General features: G+C 38.2%; 13 protein-coding genes. 3 read left to right on the forward strand and 10 right to left on the reverse strand.

Annotation, left to right across the window (positions count from 1 at the left end; translation table 11 throughout):
• Positions 1-46 precede the first annotated feature (46 nt).
• The 6 genes from FCU45_RS05685 to FCU45_RS05710 form a co-directional block, all read right to left on the reverse strand.
• Positions 47-1,507, reverse strand: coding sequence for an ATP-binding protein (locus FCU45_RS05685; RefSeq protein ID WP_137013199.1), 1,461 nt, complete (start codon positions 1,505-1,507; stop codon positions 47-49).
• 224 nt (positions 1,508-1,731) lie between these two features.
• Positions 1,732-2,721, reverse strand: a complete 990-nt coding sequence (locus tag FCU45_RS05690; protein ID WP_137013201.1) for an SAM-dependent methyltransferase — start codon at positions 2,719-2,721, stop codon at positions 1,732-1,734.
• The gene (locus FCU45_RS05695) at positions 2,711-3,916 is read right to left on the reverse strand and encodes a TolC family protein (RefSeq protein ID WP_137013203.1); all 1,206 of its coding nucleotides are present in this window, start codon (positions 3,914-3,916) and stop codon (positions 2,711-2,713) included. Before FCU45_RS05695 ends, FCU45_RS05690 begins: the two co-directional genes overlap by 11 nt.
• Positions 3,873-5,057: an aspartate aminotransferase family protein gene (locus tag FCU45_RS05700; RefSeq protein ID WP_137013205.1), complete on the reverse strand. Its 1,185-nt coding sequence runs from the start codon at positions 5,055-5,057 to the stop codon at positions 3,873-3,875. Before FCU45_RS05700 ends, FCU45_RS05695 begins: the two co-directional genes overlap by 44 nt.
• The gene (locus tag FCU45_RS05705) at positions 5,050-6,792 is read right to left on the reverse strand and encodes a molybdopterin-dependent oxidoreductase (RefSeq protein ID WP_137013207.1); all 1,743 of its coding nucleotides are present in this window, start codon (positions 6,790-6,792) and stop codon (positions 5,050-5,052) included. The genes FCU45_RS05700 and FCU45_RS05705 overlap by 8 nt, the downstream gene beginning before the upstream one ends.
• Positions 6,785-7,582, reverse strand: a complete 798-nt coding sequence (locus FCU45_RS05710; RefSeq protein WP_137013209.1) for an efflux RND transporter periplasmic adaptor subunit — start codon at positions 7,580-7,582, stop codon at positions 6,785-6,787. The genes FCU45_RS05705 and FCU45_RS05710 overlap by 8 nt, the downstream gene beginning before the upstream one ends.
• A 124-nt stretch (positions 7,583-7,706) precedes the next feature.
• Between FCU45_RS05710 and FCU45_RS05715 the strand changes: the two genes are divergently transcribed.
• The gene (locus FCU45_RS05715) at positions 7,707-8,657 is read left to right on the forward strand and encodes a chemotaxis protein (protein WP_137013211.1); all 951 of its coding nucleotides are present in this window, start codon (positions 7,707-7,709) and stop codon (positions 8,655-8,657) included.
• A 48-nt stretch (positions 8,658-8,705) separates the two neighbouring features.
• Here FCU45_RS05715 and FCU45_RS05720 read toward each other — a convergent pair whose 3' ends face one another.
• Genes FCU45_RS05720 through FCU45_RS05730 form a run of 3 tightly spaced genes read right to left on the reverse strand, consistent with a single transcriptional unit; the run spans position 8,706 to position 12,081 of the window.
• A complete protein-coding gene (locus FCU45_RS05720) occupies positions 8,706-10,034 on the reverse strand; it encodes a sodium ion-translocating decarboxylase subunit beta (protein ID WP_137013213.1) in 1,329 nt (442 codons plus the stop codon).
• A gap of 5 nt (positions 10,035-10,039) precedes the next feature.
• Positions 10,040-11,836 (reverse strand): biotin/lipoyl-containing protein, encoded by a 1,797-nt coding sequence (locus FCU45_RS05725; RefSeq protein ID WP_137013215.1) that lies wholly within the window; start codon positions 11,834-11,836, stop codon positions 10,040-10,042.
• A gap of 8 nt (positions 11,837-11,844) precedes the next feature.
• Positions 11,845-12,081 (reverse strand): OadG family protein, encoded by a 237-nt coding sequence (locus tag FCU45_RS05730; RefSeq protein ID WP_137013217.1) that lies wholly within the window; start codon positions 12,079-12,081, stop codon positions 11,845-11,847.
• Positions 12,082-12,227: 146 nt separating this feature from the next.
• Here FCU45_RS05730 and FCU45_RS05735 point away from each other — a divergent pair, with 146 nt between their 5' ends.
• On the forward strand, positions 12,228-12,518 hold the full coding sequence (locus tag FCU45_RS05735; protein WP_137013219.1) for a DUF3817 domain-containing protein: 291 nt from the start codon (positions 12,228-12,230) through the stop codon (positions 12,516-12,518).
• 52 nt (positions 12,519-12,570) lie between these two features.
• A complete protein-coding gene (locus FCU45_RS05740; RefSeq protein WP_137013221.1) occupies positions 12,571-12,879 on the forward strand; it encodes a hypothetical protein in 309 nt (102 codons plus the stop codon).
• Between the two features lie 186 nt (positions 12,880-13,065).
• Here the strand turns inward: FCU45_RS05740 and FCU45_RS05745 are convergent, their stop codons facing one another.
• On the reverse strand, positions 13,066-13,572 hold the full coding sequence (locus FCU45_RS05745) for a hypothetical protein (RefSeq protein ID WP_137013223.1): 507 nt from the start codon (positions 13,570-13,572) through the stop codon (positions 13,066-13,068).
• Between the last annotated feature and the right edge of the window lie 95 nt (positions 13,573-13,667).

Consider the following 13,667-nt stretch of genomic DNA (forward strand, 5'->3'; position numbering starts at 1 on the left):
ATGTAATTCTAAGAATTATGATTATTATTTTTAGCTATATGACCATTTAAGGCTTTTCTTCGCTACGAGGCTTTATTGGATTTGATTTTAATTTTAACAAGTTAGTACTTACTGTATATGTATACAAACTACTTGGAACAAACTGAAAAGTAATATTTTGATAATTTTTTTTATTTTCTACCGATAATGTTGTTACGGTAATTTCCTCATCGGTCAAGTATTCACTATTATTATTAAAAAATTCTACACAATTGTTTAATAAACTGTTGTCACTGAAAGCTCTATCTGTCCATTTTATTTCTACAAACCATTGTGTAGTAAATTGCTCTCCACCACAATAAACTAAATCAATTTCTCCTTTTTTCCATCTAGCATAAAAAAGTCTATCAATATTTTCACTATGCAACCACTGACTATAAATTGCTGTTTCAGTTAATTCTCCCATAAAATCAGAATTAGTATCTATATTGCCAAATAAAGCTGCTCTCATGGAAGGATTTGTCAAATAAATTTTAAAAGTTGTAACTCTTTTTAATCTTTGAGCATTTTGATCTATTCTATAAACACGCTTTATCAAGAAAGCAGCTTCTAAGTATTCTAAATATTTTCTTAATGTATTTTTCGAAATACCAGAACTTTTTGCCAAGGTGTCATAGCTAATCTCTCTTCCTGTATTGTATGCTAACACAGCGAATAGTCTATTAAGTTCTTGTATATCAGATATACCATACAAGCTAGGTAAGTCTCGAAGTAAAACTTTGTCAATAATATCACTTTTAATATACCTAGAACTATCTGACTGTATTTTTTCTGAAAAAACCGCTTCTGGATAACCGCCATAATTTAAATAGTTTATAAATTCTTTATTTAATTCTTTAATATTATCTGTTGAATAAAAATTATTTTCGTCTGTTGGTTTCTTAATCAACTCTTTCTTATTAATAAATCTGATAAATTCTGAGAATGTCAAAGGTGGCAAAATAAAGTCAGTAAATCGTCCTGCTCCAGATTCTTGACTTTTTAGCTTCAACGCAGCAGCAGCTGAACCTGTTGCAACAAACTTGTAAGTAGGGTAAGAATCGACCAATGATTTTAAATGGATTTCCCAATCTTTCAAATATTGTATCTCATCATAAAAAACATAGATTTCTTCATCATCTCTCTTATGAGAAAATTCTTCTACAAAAAGTCTTAATGCTTTCTCAAGAGATAATCCTGTATAAATTGGTGTTTCAATTGATAAATACAAAATATTGTTGCCATTAATATTTTTATTTAAAAGTTCTTGAATTGCATGATAAACAAGTACTGTTTTACCAACTCGTCTTGGTCCCATAAGTATCACTGCTCTATTAACATCTTTGTCTATTATCAAATCGTAAAATGATTCAAAATATGATCTTTTTGGATATTTTGAAACTTGTTTATTTTCTTTATACCCTTTTTCCCACCAAGGATTGTCAAAATAGAGTCTTTCTTTTACTTCATTTTTTGAAATTTCAAACATTGTTTTTTCCTGAATAAGATCAATAAGTTGAGTTTATTTTACAAAATAAACAATTAAGATCAGCTTATTGACCTTATTTTAAAACTAAATCAAATCTTTCATATATATCTAGCTATTATTTGTTAAACTAACTCCAAAATTAATTAGTTAAATAATCAATGTAATTCTAAATATTGTTGTTATACAACTTTTAAAATAAGCATAAATCTATTTAATCTTTAAAACTACTGCTTTCTAAACCTTATCATCTTAAAGCGCTCGCCAAGAAAATTTGGCATTATAAGTATCTTTACTTTTTCAAGCTCTTGCTTGTATATCTCTTCTTTGGCGTTTTCTTTGAGTATCTCCAAAAGCTCCAAGATGCCCATATTTACAAGTGCAACCATCTGAGCCTTTAGCTCTATAAACTCTACTCCCGCTTCTTCATAAGCATCTTTTACGTGCTCGAACGTCACATCGTAAGTTATGTCTGACTTTGCAAAGAGTTCATCTTTTTTTATATTTTCATCGAAGAAAGGGGTAACGTCATGCTTAGCGTAGACTCTTAGCGAAAAGTCTGGACGTGCTTGCATCTCTCCGTAGTCAAAGCTCATAAACTCAAACTTCTCGCACGCGCCTGCCATCTCAATAGCAAACTCTTCGTAACCTACGGCTATCTCGCCTCTGTCTTTATGGTACTTTTTTGCTTTTTGCTCCACCCACTCATCATCCACGTCAAAGATGACTTCATGAGTATCTACTCTGGCACTTTTGCCTTTGTAGTAGAGTTCACACGGAAACGCGTCAAATATCTCGTTAGCTATAAAAAATGCGTTTTTGCACTTCAACTCGCTTAGTGATTTGTAGTGGGTCAGTTTAACAACGTCTCCAAAACTCTCTTTGAAGTAGTTTGCCTGAAACTCCTGAAGTGTCTCAAACCTCTCAATAATTACAAACTCAAAGCTCTCCAAAAGTTTAGGACGCAGCGTGTAGATAAACTCTATGACATCCGCCAAAAAATAGCCGTGATGTGCGCCTATCTCGCATATTGTCGCATCCTCTGCCAAAAAGCCCTCATCGACCAGAGAGATAATATGTTTTGCAACAGCTCCGCCGAAGAACTTGCTCGTACTTACGGAGGTGTAAAAATCCCCGCTCTTGCCTATATCTTTATATGTCGCGTAGTAGCCATCTTTTCCATAGAGCCACTCCGACATATAGTCGCTAAATCTCATCTTTATACATCTCGTAAAGGGTCAGAAGTTCAAGCTGTTTGTCTATCTCATATATTGCTACGTCACTTTTTTGAATCTCAACCGAGTTTTGCAGCAGTTCAACATCATACTTTGTTTTATACCCTGCAGAGTAGAGGTCTCTTGTATCTTCTAAAAGTCTCTCGTAAATATCTCTGTTCTCAACGCTTAAGCTCTTTTTCTTCTCAAAGTTGTCAATATTTTGCATTACCTGCTCATATATCGCTCTAAGCTCTCTTCTTTTATCATCAACTGCAAGTTTTGCTTTTAGATAATCGATCTTGGAAGACTCTACGTCTCTAAAGGTGTTTATATCTATAGGCAGATTTGCTCTAAAGCCTACATTGTAGTAATCTTTTTCGTTTTTTGAACCAAGTTGATATACAGCATCACTTTTATCCCAATTATAACTTGCAGTTAAATTTACACTTGGAAGATATTTTGCAACGGTCACATCTTTGGCATATCTGTTTTTTTCTATCTCGCCCTCGCTCATGCCAAGGACAATATTGTTTTGCAAAAACTGCTCAATACTCAGCATCTCTAAGCTCGGAACATAGGCATTTTCATGCTTCATATCGCTTATTGCGCTAAATTTTGATATCAACCTCTCTTTGCTCGTCTCTAAATCGTAAAGTGCCTGTATTACGATATTTCTATCGATTATTGCACTGTCTAAAAAGCCTGAATCAAGCTGTCCGTTTAAGTACTCCTCTTTTTTCTGCGCAAGGTTTATCTCAGAGTTCTCGATCTGGAGCTTCTGTTTTTCTATTTTAATATCGATCTGTTTTATCTGCATCAAAAGAGAGATAGCATCCTTTACCAGCTTTCTTTTTGCCACATCTACAGAGTAGTCGGAGTAGATCTTAGAGGCCTCTGCCAACTTTATGCCGTAGTAGATGCCACCGCTTTGAAAGATAGGCTGATCCATCTTGATCGAAGCACTCTCGTTTGTCTGCTCATCTCCGTAGGGGTTGCTTTTTGAGTAACTATAGTTAAGATTTAGAGGCGCGATCCACGAATCACGGAGCTTTGAACTCTCTGCCTCATTTTTTTCATAGTCATACTCAAATAGCTCCTTTTTATCCTCCGAGATGTAGCCATCTAGCTGCTCTTGTGATAGAAGCAGCGTACTACAAAGAGCTAAGAGCGCGATTGAGAGCTTTAAAGCCTTCATCTATTTCCTCTTTCGTAATTGTAAGTGCAGGCAGAAGTCTAAGGGTATCACGCCCCGCCTTTAACACTATAGCACCCTCTTCTCTAGCGTTTGAGACTATTTTAGTAAGGGTCTCCGCATCCTTGACGCGCAATCCGCACATCATACCGATGCCCACTTTTGAAGTAAAAATATCTTTATGAGCCTCATAGAAGTTCTCCAGCTCGCTATCAAAGTACTCTATGCCATCTCTAAGCTCTCCGCTCTCATTCATCTCATCTAAAATATCCATAACCTCGCATGCAGCAGTGGTGCTTAAGAAGTTTCCGCCAAATGTTGAACCATGGTCTCCTGCGCTAAAAACCTCTTTTAGAGTGGTCATAACTACACCGATAGGAACTCCGCCGCCAAGACCTTTTGCTAACGTTACGACATCCGGTTTTATCTCATAGTAGTTTGATGCCAGAAACTTTCCTGTTCTGTAAACTCCGGTTTGTACTTCATCAATAATTAAAAGCACATTTTTTTCTTTTAAAAATGCTGCTAGTTTTTGAACAGCTTCTTTATCAAGCGGCTGAACACCGCCCTCACCTTGAACAAGCTCTATCATAACCGCGCATGTATGCTCATCTACGAGAGATGCTACGTGGTTTATATCATCTGCATATACAAAACCGTCAGGATAAGGTCCGAAGTAGTTGTGCATCTTCTCTTGCCCCGTTGCTTTTACCGTAGTGATAGTTCTTCCGTGAAAAGAGTGCTGAAGAGTTATAACTTTGTATCTCTTTATCTCTCCATCTTTCTCGCCGAACTTTCTAGCTATCTTTATAGCTCCCTCGTTTGCTTCTGCTCCACTGTTTCCAAAGAAGCACTTCATATCGTATCCGCTTGCTTCAACTATCTTTTGTGCCGCACGAGCCTGCGGAGCGATGTAGTAAAGATTTGAAGTGTGCGTAATATTTGATATCTGCTTGCATATTGCATCATTTACTCTCTTGTTTGCATGACCCACGCTGCATACGGCTATTCCAGAAGCAAAATCTATATATTCTCTTCCATCGGCATCAACCAACTTAGCGTTATTGCCGCTTACAAACTCCACATCTGCTCTTGCATAGGTAGGTAGAACATACTTTTTATCCAGATCCATTATATTACTCATCTATTGTTATCTCCACTCTGTTTTCTTGAAATATGGCACTCTTTGTATAGAGTGCATGTTTTGAAGTTGTTAAATTATTAACGCCTCTTGTTCCGCTGTATATCAAAACGCAATCCTCACGCAGATCATCACTCAGTTTCACCTTAAGTTTAACACTTCCAGATGCCGAAGATACGACCACCGTATCGCCTTGCCTAAATCCCAAAGAGCTGTGCAGATATACATGTTCATCTCTGTGAAATTGAGAGTTCAGACTTGTCTGGCTCTTAGATGTTATGAGATAAAATCCGCTCATCTCTTCATCCGCCTTTGAGTCAAGTTCATCTAAAAAGACAAACTCACCGTCGTCGGTATCAAAACCCTCTTTATACGGCACCTCTTCCCTGTTTTCGACATACCATGAACCGTCTATCTTTTGAACCGCAAAATTTTTAAAATGCTTTAGGTAAAACTCTTCGCTCTCAAGTTCAATTCCAAACTCTTTGCATAGATAAGAGGTCAGATCATACTCGCTTATTCCGATGTCGCTTTGTGTCACTTTTGGCATAAACGACATAACGTTGTGTGAGTATGATGTCCTTACGTCATCTTTGTACAAAAAGCTTTTAGCAGGAATTATCAGATCGGCGATCTCGCTCGTCTCATTCTCATAAAGTCCGAAATATACTACATTTTCAACTTTGCCTATCGAACTTTTTACTCTTTGTGAATCCGGCATCTGTGAGAGCGGATTTGCACCCTGAATAAACACGGTTTTAAAATCGCTAAACTCGGTATTTACCTTTGAGACTCTTTTTGCTTTTTTGTTAAATGGCGACTCCATACCCTCTCTTGATGCACCAAGATAGCTTACACCGCACCCCTCTTTTCCAAAAAGACCAAGCATCGCCGCAAATGCATCAATAGCTCTCATAACATCAACGCCGTTGCTATACTTCTGTATTCCCACACCGCAAACTATGGCTACTTTTCTCTCTTTTACCGTAGCTAGGATATCCCCGATCTGTCCCAGAGATACGCCTATCTGATCCAAAGTAGCTTTAATCCTTATATTTTGCGTCAGCTCGTAGTAATCCTCATACTCGCTTGCGAACTCCTCTAAGAACTCCTCGTCGCATCCGTTTTCAATATGCAAAAAACGACTCAGCAGCATGGCAAGGTAGATGTCGCAGTTTGGCTTTATCTGAATATGCAGATCCGCCATCTTTGCCATTTTTGTTTTAACGGGGTCTATAACGATAACAGCTTTATCTTTTATAAGAGGCAGAAGATGGCTTGATGTCGCATGAGGGTTTCTGCCCCAAAATATTACGACCTCAGATTTTGCCACTTCGCTAATTGGCATATTTTTATTACTGCCTCTTCCCTCGATTATTCCTGCCTCACCTGCTCCGTCACACAGACTCCCCTCAGTCAAAACGGCTCCGTATGAAGCAAAAAAGTGGTCTGTAACTTCCTGCATCAAAGCGAAATTTCCGCTTCCTCTGTAGTGAAGCACTTCGCTTTTATCGCACGATGAGATAATCTCTTTTAGTTTTAAAAGAGCCTCATCAAGAGTTATCTCTTTGCCCATGTAACGCGGCTTTTCAATAGTCTCATATTTTTCATAATGATTCATATGAGGACATAAAAAACCCTGCGTATGCCCATCTTTTAGACCCTTTAACCTACCCTCTTCATATACTATCTCGCAAGCGTCATAGCAATCAAGCGGGCATGCGGTAATACTACTCATTCTTTAGTTCTACTTTTACAAGCTTAGAGAATAGTTTTGGCGAGTCCGTTACTATCTGAGCCATATATTTAGATATGTTTTTGCTGTCGGCAATATTTAAAAGCCTTGAGACTCTGTAAGAAGTTTTTTCACCGTCGATATATATAACTCTTTTTTTTGCATCTAACACGTCCTCTTCATCCAGATATATGCTAAGAAGCGCTTTTGAAGTGTCGGCTATTTTAGCTAGCGGAGTGGCAACGCCCACAACCTGACCTGGTTTTACCATCATCTCATAAAGAACGAAGCCCTCTGCAACCAAGTTTTTATCTTTGATACTTCTTGTGAGTTGTACTTCTCTTAGTCTTAAGTCTGATATCTGAACTTTTAAGTTCTGGATCTCTTTTCTTGTGTTTAGGTAGAGATTCTCACTTGCAATAAGGTCATAAAACTCTCTGTCTTTCTCAACAGAAGACTTGAACTTAAGAGGCTCTATTTTTCTGTAGTTCTCTCTTTTTCTAACAAGCGAATCTTCAAGATTGACCAAAACAGCCTCGCTCATCTCCAGAGAGTTTGTTATATACATAAGCTTCTCTTTTATGAGTCTAAGCTCTTTCTCATCCACTTCTGAATCGATCTTTATATAGGGTTTAGATGTGAGAACAGTTCCAACCAAAGCCTCATCGGCACTCAGCACTAAACCCGAAATGTTTGCCGAGATATCCCTTACCTCGTAAGGCTCAACTTTAGCATAGTATATTTTTGCGTGCGAAAGAGTAAGAAGCAAAGCAAATAGAGTAAAAATTTTCATTCAATACCTTTTAGGTTACCATTAATTAAGCGCATTTTACCATTTCATTATTAACATTCAAGCATATTTCATCATAATTTTGGTACCATCTGCTACTAGTAAAAGTATACCTCAAAGGCTTTAAATGTCCGTTTTAGAAAATGTCGACGCTGCTACAAATCTGGCAAAAAACAATGAACTGCAACTCTTGGTATTTAGGATCAGCGACAAAAGTGAAGCTGCTTACTATGCTATAAATGTTTTTAAAACTCGCGAAGTTGTAGAATCAAAAAATCACTTTATCACGCAGATTCCCTCATCCCACAGGATGTTGGAGGGCACTATCGTTCTGCGCGGAATGCAGATCCCCATACTAAACCTCCCTCTTTGGCTTGGAACAACACTAAGTAAAGATGAAGTAAGCAGATCAAATATACTTGTCTGCGACTTTAACGGCGTAGTGATCGGGCTTAGAATTATGTCTGCATATAGAGTGTTAAAGAAGAACTGGAACGAAATGCACGCTCCTGAGAGTTATAGAATGGGAGAGAACAACGTAGTTATCAACGATACAAGGCTTGAAGACGGTAGCCTCTGTCTTGTTTTGGACTATGAGAAACTCTTAGCAGACGTTATCCCTCAAGCTATGGTAAATGTGCTTGAATCACCTGCAAATCTAAAAGATCTGCAGATACCGAGCAAACTTAAAAACGGTACCGTTTTGGTGGCAGAGGACTCTAAAACGGCTCAAAAACATCTAAAGCAGATCTTTAACAATGCAAATCTCTCTATGAAGCTCTTTGAAAACGGAAAGCTTCTTGTTGATTATATAAACTCACTCGGGGACGACGCCTCAAAAATACCGGCGGTCATCACCGATATCGAGATGCCTGAAATGTCAGGATTTACGGTTGTAAAACTGCTTAAGAGCTCATCTAAAACAAAAAATATACCTGTTATCGTAAACAGCTCCATGACGGGTTCGAACAATAAAAGAGAGGCTGAAGTACTAGGAGCGGACGGCTTTATAGATAAGACAAAGAGTCAAAATATCATACCGCTTATAGTGGAAGTGATGAATATAAAAAATAGCTAGTTTTGATCTTTTTAAAAGTTCATACTCCGATCTGGAGTATGAAATAGATTAACTAAATAGCGAGATAAGAATACCCGCAGCAACCGCTGAACCGATAACACCTGCAACATTTGGACCCATTGCATGCATTAGAAGCATATTTGAGCGGTCATACTCCATACCTACTTTGTTAGATACACGAGCCGCCATAGGAACCGCGGAAACACCTGCTGAACCGATAAGCGGATTTACCTTGTTTCCAGGGAAGAGGTTCATGATCTTAGCCATAATAACACCTGCAGCAGTTCCTGCTGAGAATGCTACAACACCAAGAGCTAGAATCGCCAAAGTATCTGCAACCAAGAACTGATCAGCCGCCAGTTTTGAACCGACCGCTAATCCTAAGAATATAGTAACTATATTAATAAGCGCATTTTGCATAGTATCTGATAGTCTATCAACAACACCGCTCTCTTTTAAGAAGTTACCAAACATAAATGCACCGATAAGAGGCGTAGCATCAGGCAGAACCAAGATAGCAAGCACTAAAACCATAATCGGGAAAACCAACTTCTCCAAACGAGAGACATGACGAAGAGTACTCATCTTAATTCTTCTCTCTGCATCATTTGTAAGTGCTTTCATAATTGGAGGCTGGATTATAGGAACCATCGCCATATATGAGTATGAAGCAACCGCAATAGCGCCCAGTAGTTCCGGCGCGAGCTTTGATGCAATGAAAATAGAGGTTGGACCGTCAGCTCCACCGATAATTGAGATCGCAGAAGCTTGCTGCAACGTAAAATCGAAGATAGGCGTATACTGTGCAAGAGCAACAGCTCCAACCAGTGTCCCGAATATCCCGAACTGTGCAGCTCCGCCTAGAAGTGCAGTCTTAGGATTAGAGAGAAGAGGACCGAAGTCGGTCATCGCTCCAACACCCATAAATATCAGGATAGGGAAAAACTGATTTGCCAAGCCCATCTCATACATAATCCCCAAGAAACCGTCAGGTCCTGCGATTCCTGCAACTGGAATGTTTGCCAAAAGACCGCCGAAACCTATAGGCAGAAGAAGCAGAGGCTCAAAGCCCTTTGCAATTGCCAGATAAAAAAGCACAAATGCAATAAGTATCATGATGATTCTACCCCAAGACTTGTGGAAGTCACTCATCTTCTCGCCGTGAGAACTTAGCTCATCCGGATTTGGGCTGACAAAAGCTTTTATACCCGTAGAGTTTACAAAACCCCCTACCATCTCACCGAATGATTGAGTTTGATATGTCTCCTCTTTATGAGTAGAAGCTCCGGATGCAGCATCTGCCCCAGCGCTTGCATACATCGTTGTAGCGCCTATGAGCATTACAAAGGTAAATAGTTTTATTATGATAAATCTCATACTTATTATCCTAGCACTGCTACGACTTGACCTTCGACTACTTTATCATTAGTAGCAACATTGATAGATTTAATAACACCGCCTTTTGGTGCTACGATATCAATCTCCATCTTCATTGACTCTAGGATCATAATCACATCACCCTCGTTTACGCTTTGACCCGGATTAGCGACTATCTTCCAAACATTGCCCGGAAGAAGTGCTTTTATATCTAAAGAGTTTCCTGATGATTGAGCAGCTTTTGGAGCCGACGTCTCAGTCGCTTCTCCGTTTACCTCTGTGACTTGAATATTAACGTCACCCTCTGCTACTTGAACACTAAATTTTTGACCGTCAACTACGACAGTATAGCTTCCATTACCCATTTTTGAACTTCCTTCTTCTTTTTTCATTGTTGATATTTTTCTAACATTTAACTCTCCCTCTCCCTTAAGAAAAGCGATACCTTTATCGTGACAAGCTGCAGCTATGAAGATATTCTCTTCAGTTATCTCGATATTTTCCTCTTTTAGTCTGTTTATCCAGTTAGCCAGAGATTTGCTCTCATCTGCATTTGCAAGATCCAGAGCTTTTTCAGTTGTCGGCGGCAATCCAAGTTTTTCAGATGCAATTCTTACAACTTCAGGATCCGGTGCAACAGGAGTTTTACCGAAATATCCAAGAACCATCTTTCCATAACCAGGAGCAATCGCGTTCCATGGTCCTTGCATAACGTTGTTAAGTGCTTGCTGGAAGTAGAATTGAGAGACAGGAGTAACAGATGTACCGTAACCGCCCTTCTCTACAACCTCTGTCATAGCCGCAATAACCTCTGGAAATCTATCCAAAATATCATTATCGCGCATCATCTGAGTATTTGCAGTAAGCGCGCCTCCAGGCATTGGAGAGAATGGAATAATAGGAGAGACCATCGTCGCTTCAGGAGGCATAAAATAGTCTGAGAGACAATTTTGAAGCTCTTTTTCGTATGTTAATATCTTGTTTATCTCTAATCCGCCAAGGTCATAGTCCATACCTTTTGTAGCGTGAAGCATTGTTAAGATATCAGGCTGGCTTGTTCCGCCGCTTACAGGAGAAGCTGCCATATCAATACCGTCTACACCTGCTTCTAATGCTGCCATATACGCAGCAACAGAGACACCTGCCGTCTCATGAGTGTGAAGTCTTAAGTGTGTTCCCTCAGGAATAAGACGTCTAGCCATCTGGATAGTCTCAAACACTTTTTGAGGATTTGAAGTTCCTGAAGCATCTTTAAAGCAGATGCTGTTATAAGGTATACCACTGTCTAATATCTCACGAAGTGTTCTTTCGTAAAACTCAACAGTATGAGCACCGTAGCACCCCGGAGGAAGATCCATCATTGTCACAACGATCTCATGTTTTAGCCCGTGATGTACGATTCTCTCACCTGAATATTTTAAATTTTCTACGTCATTAAGCGCGTCAAAGTTTCTAATTGTAGTAGTACCATGCTTTTTGAACATCTTTGCGTGAAGATCGATAAGCTCTTTTGAACCAGTATCTAGCATTACCGTATTGACACCGCGCGCCAATGTCTGAAGGTTTGCGTCTGGTCCAACTATCTTGCGAAACTTGTCCATCATCTCAAATGCATCTTCTCTTAAGTAGAAATACAGAGATTGAAACCTCGCCCCTCCGCCAAACTCAAAGTGTGTTATTCCCGCAGTTTTTGCAGCTTCTACTGCCGGGAAGAAGTCGTTCATAAGTACACGACCGCCGAAAACGGACTGAAAACCGTCTCTAAAAGTCGTATCCATTATATCAATAAATTTTTTAGCCATACTAATCCTTAACTTTCTCTATGAAATTTAATTGCCGCCGTTATTGCCGCAACTACCTTTTTTTGATTGTTCTGAGTGCCGGGTGATGAAGATGAATTAGCGCTCGGCTGAACTTCGGGGAAAAATTTATGTAAAACTTTTGACATAATTCCCATCAGGAAGATCAAAATTATAAGAAACAAGAACACCGCTCCCATTCCAAGGCCCATAAACTTTAAGCCCTCTACTACAAGGTTAGTATCCATATCAATATACCTCTTTTTTATATTTGGCGGATATTGTATTATATAAATGTTTAAAAAGCCTTGTTGCTCCTTTTTTAATTTAAATTAAAAGTCATATTGTTACTTTTTGATTATATAATTCATAAAAATTTTATATAGGTGTAGCTGTGAAAAATGAAAATGTCGTCAAATTCGGACATATAAATACAATAGAGGGATATTCATACTTAGCACTTGTTTTTATTGCAATGCCTATGAAATATTTTATGGATATACCATTGGCGGTAAAAGTTGTCGGCATGATACACGGAATACTTTTTATACTTTTTTGTATGCTTTTGGCGAAGGCATGGCATGAGGCAAAGTGGCCATTTAAAGAGAGTGTCGTATTCTTCATAGCTTCTCTCATACCTTTTGGAACCTTTTTCACAAAAGCTAAAATAAAAACTTATGAATAAAAAAGTTTTCTTTGGCTAGAATAACTTCACTTAAATAGAAGGAACTATATTTATGATCGCCGGAGTAAATGAGCAAGATTTTGTAGCATATATGATATTTGGGCTTATTTTAAATTTTCTGTTCTCAATTATGTTTGGAGTATATCTCAGTAAAAACATAGGCGTTACAGAGATGATGAGATCAAAGGGAGATAAAGAGCAGTCGCTTCTGGTAAGTCTGAGTCTTTTTATCCCGTATGCAAAGATGTTAATCACTCTTTACAGAGTAGCTATACTGCAAATATTCTTTTTAAACAGAGGGTATTCACATAAAGAGTTCTGGATATATATGACTACGAACAGACTCAATAAAGTGGATTAATCTAAATTATGAGCAATTTCAAACTGAAAATAGTACTCACCATTCTGACGGGTATTATTTTTTCGTTTGTTTTCATAATCCTTGCTTTTGTCCTTCCAACACAAGAAAAAGAACCAACTATCATAAAAAAGCCTAGTAATATTCTTGAAGAGGTTTCAAAATCTCTTAAAAATAAGTAAAAAGAGATTAAAGAGAATTTTTAACCTGTATAAGTTTCAGTGTCTCATATGCACATAGAGGATTGAGTTTGACTGCAGATATTTCAAGAGCTTTGACGCACAGTCTCATATAGTCCAAGTCATCTTCATTCATTATTATTTTAAGTAGTTTCTCGGCATCTTTAATCCTAAGATTTCTTACAACTCCAAGATTTTTATGTGCAAGATTTCTGATGTCCATGTAGTCTAGAGGTCTGTTTTCCAGTTTATCCAGTTTTAGTTTGTGTATATATTCGTAAAATGTTACTTTTGCTTTTAATATCTGAATAATATAGTCTTCTACCAGCTGAAAGACGGTCTCTCTATCCAAAGAGAGCTCTTCGACCGCTTCACCTATTTCATAGCGATACTCAGATATATCCAGATCACTAAAATTTTTTTCAATAAAATTACTGCCTTCGATCAAGAGCCTGTCGATTCTGCGTCGAAGTTCGGCATTCTCAGGCCGTCTTTTTTCTCTATTGTCATTATTCATAGACATAAAATATCATAACTTTCTTTTATTGTTGCAATCCCTTCTCTCAAAAGGGTTTAAATAATATATGAGTGCTACAAAAGCACCCATAAAAT

The sequence above is a fragment of the Sulfurimonas crateris genome (assembly GCF_005217605.1).
In the GTDB taxonomy this organism is placed as follows: Bacteria; Campylobacterota; Campylobacteria; order Campylobacterales; family Sulfurimonadaceae; genus Sulfurimonas; species Sulfurimonas crateris.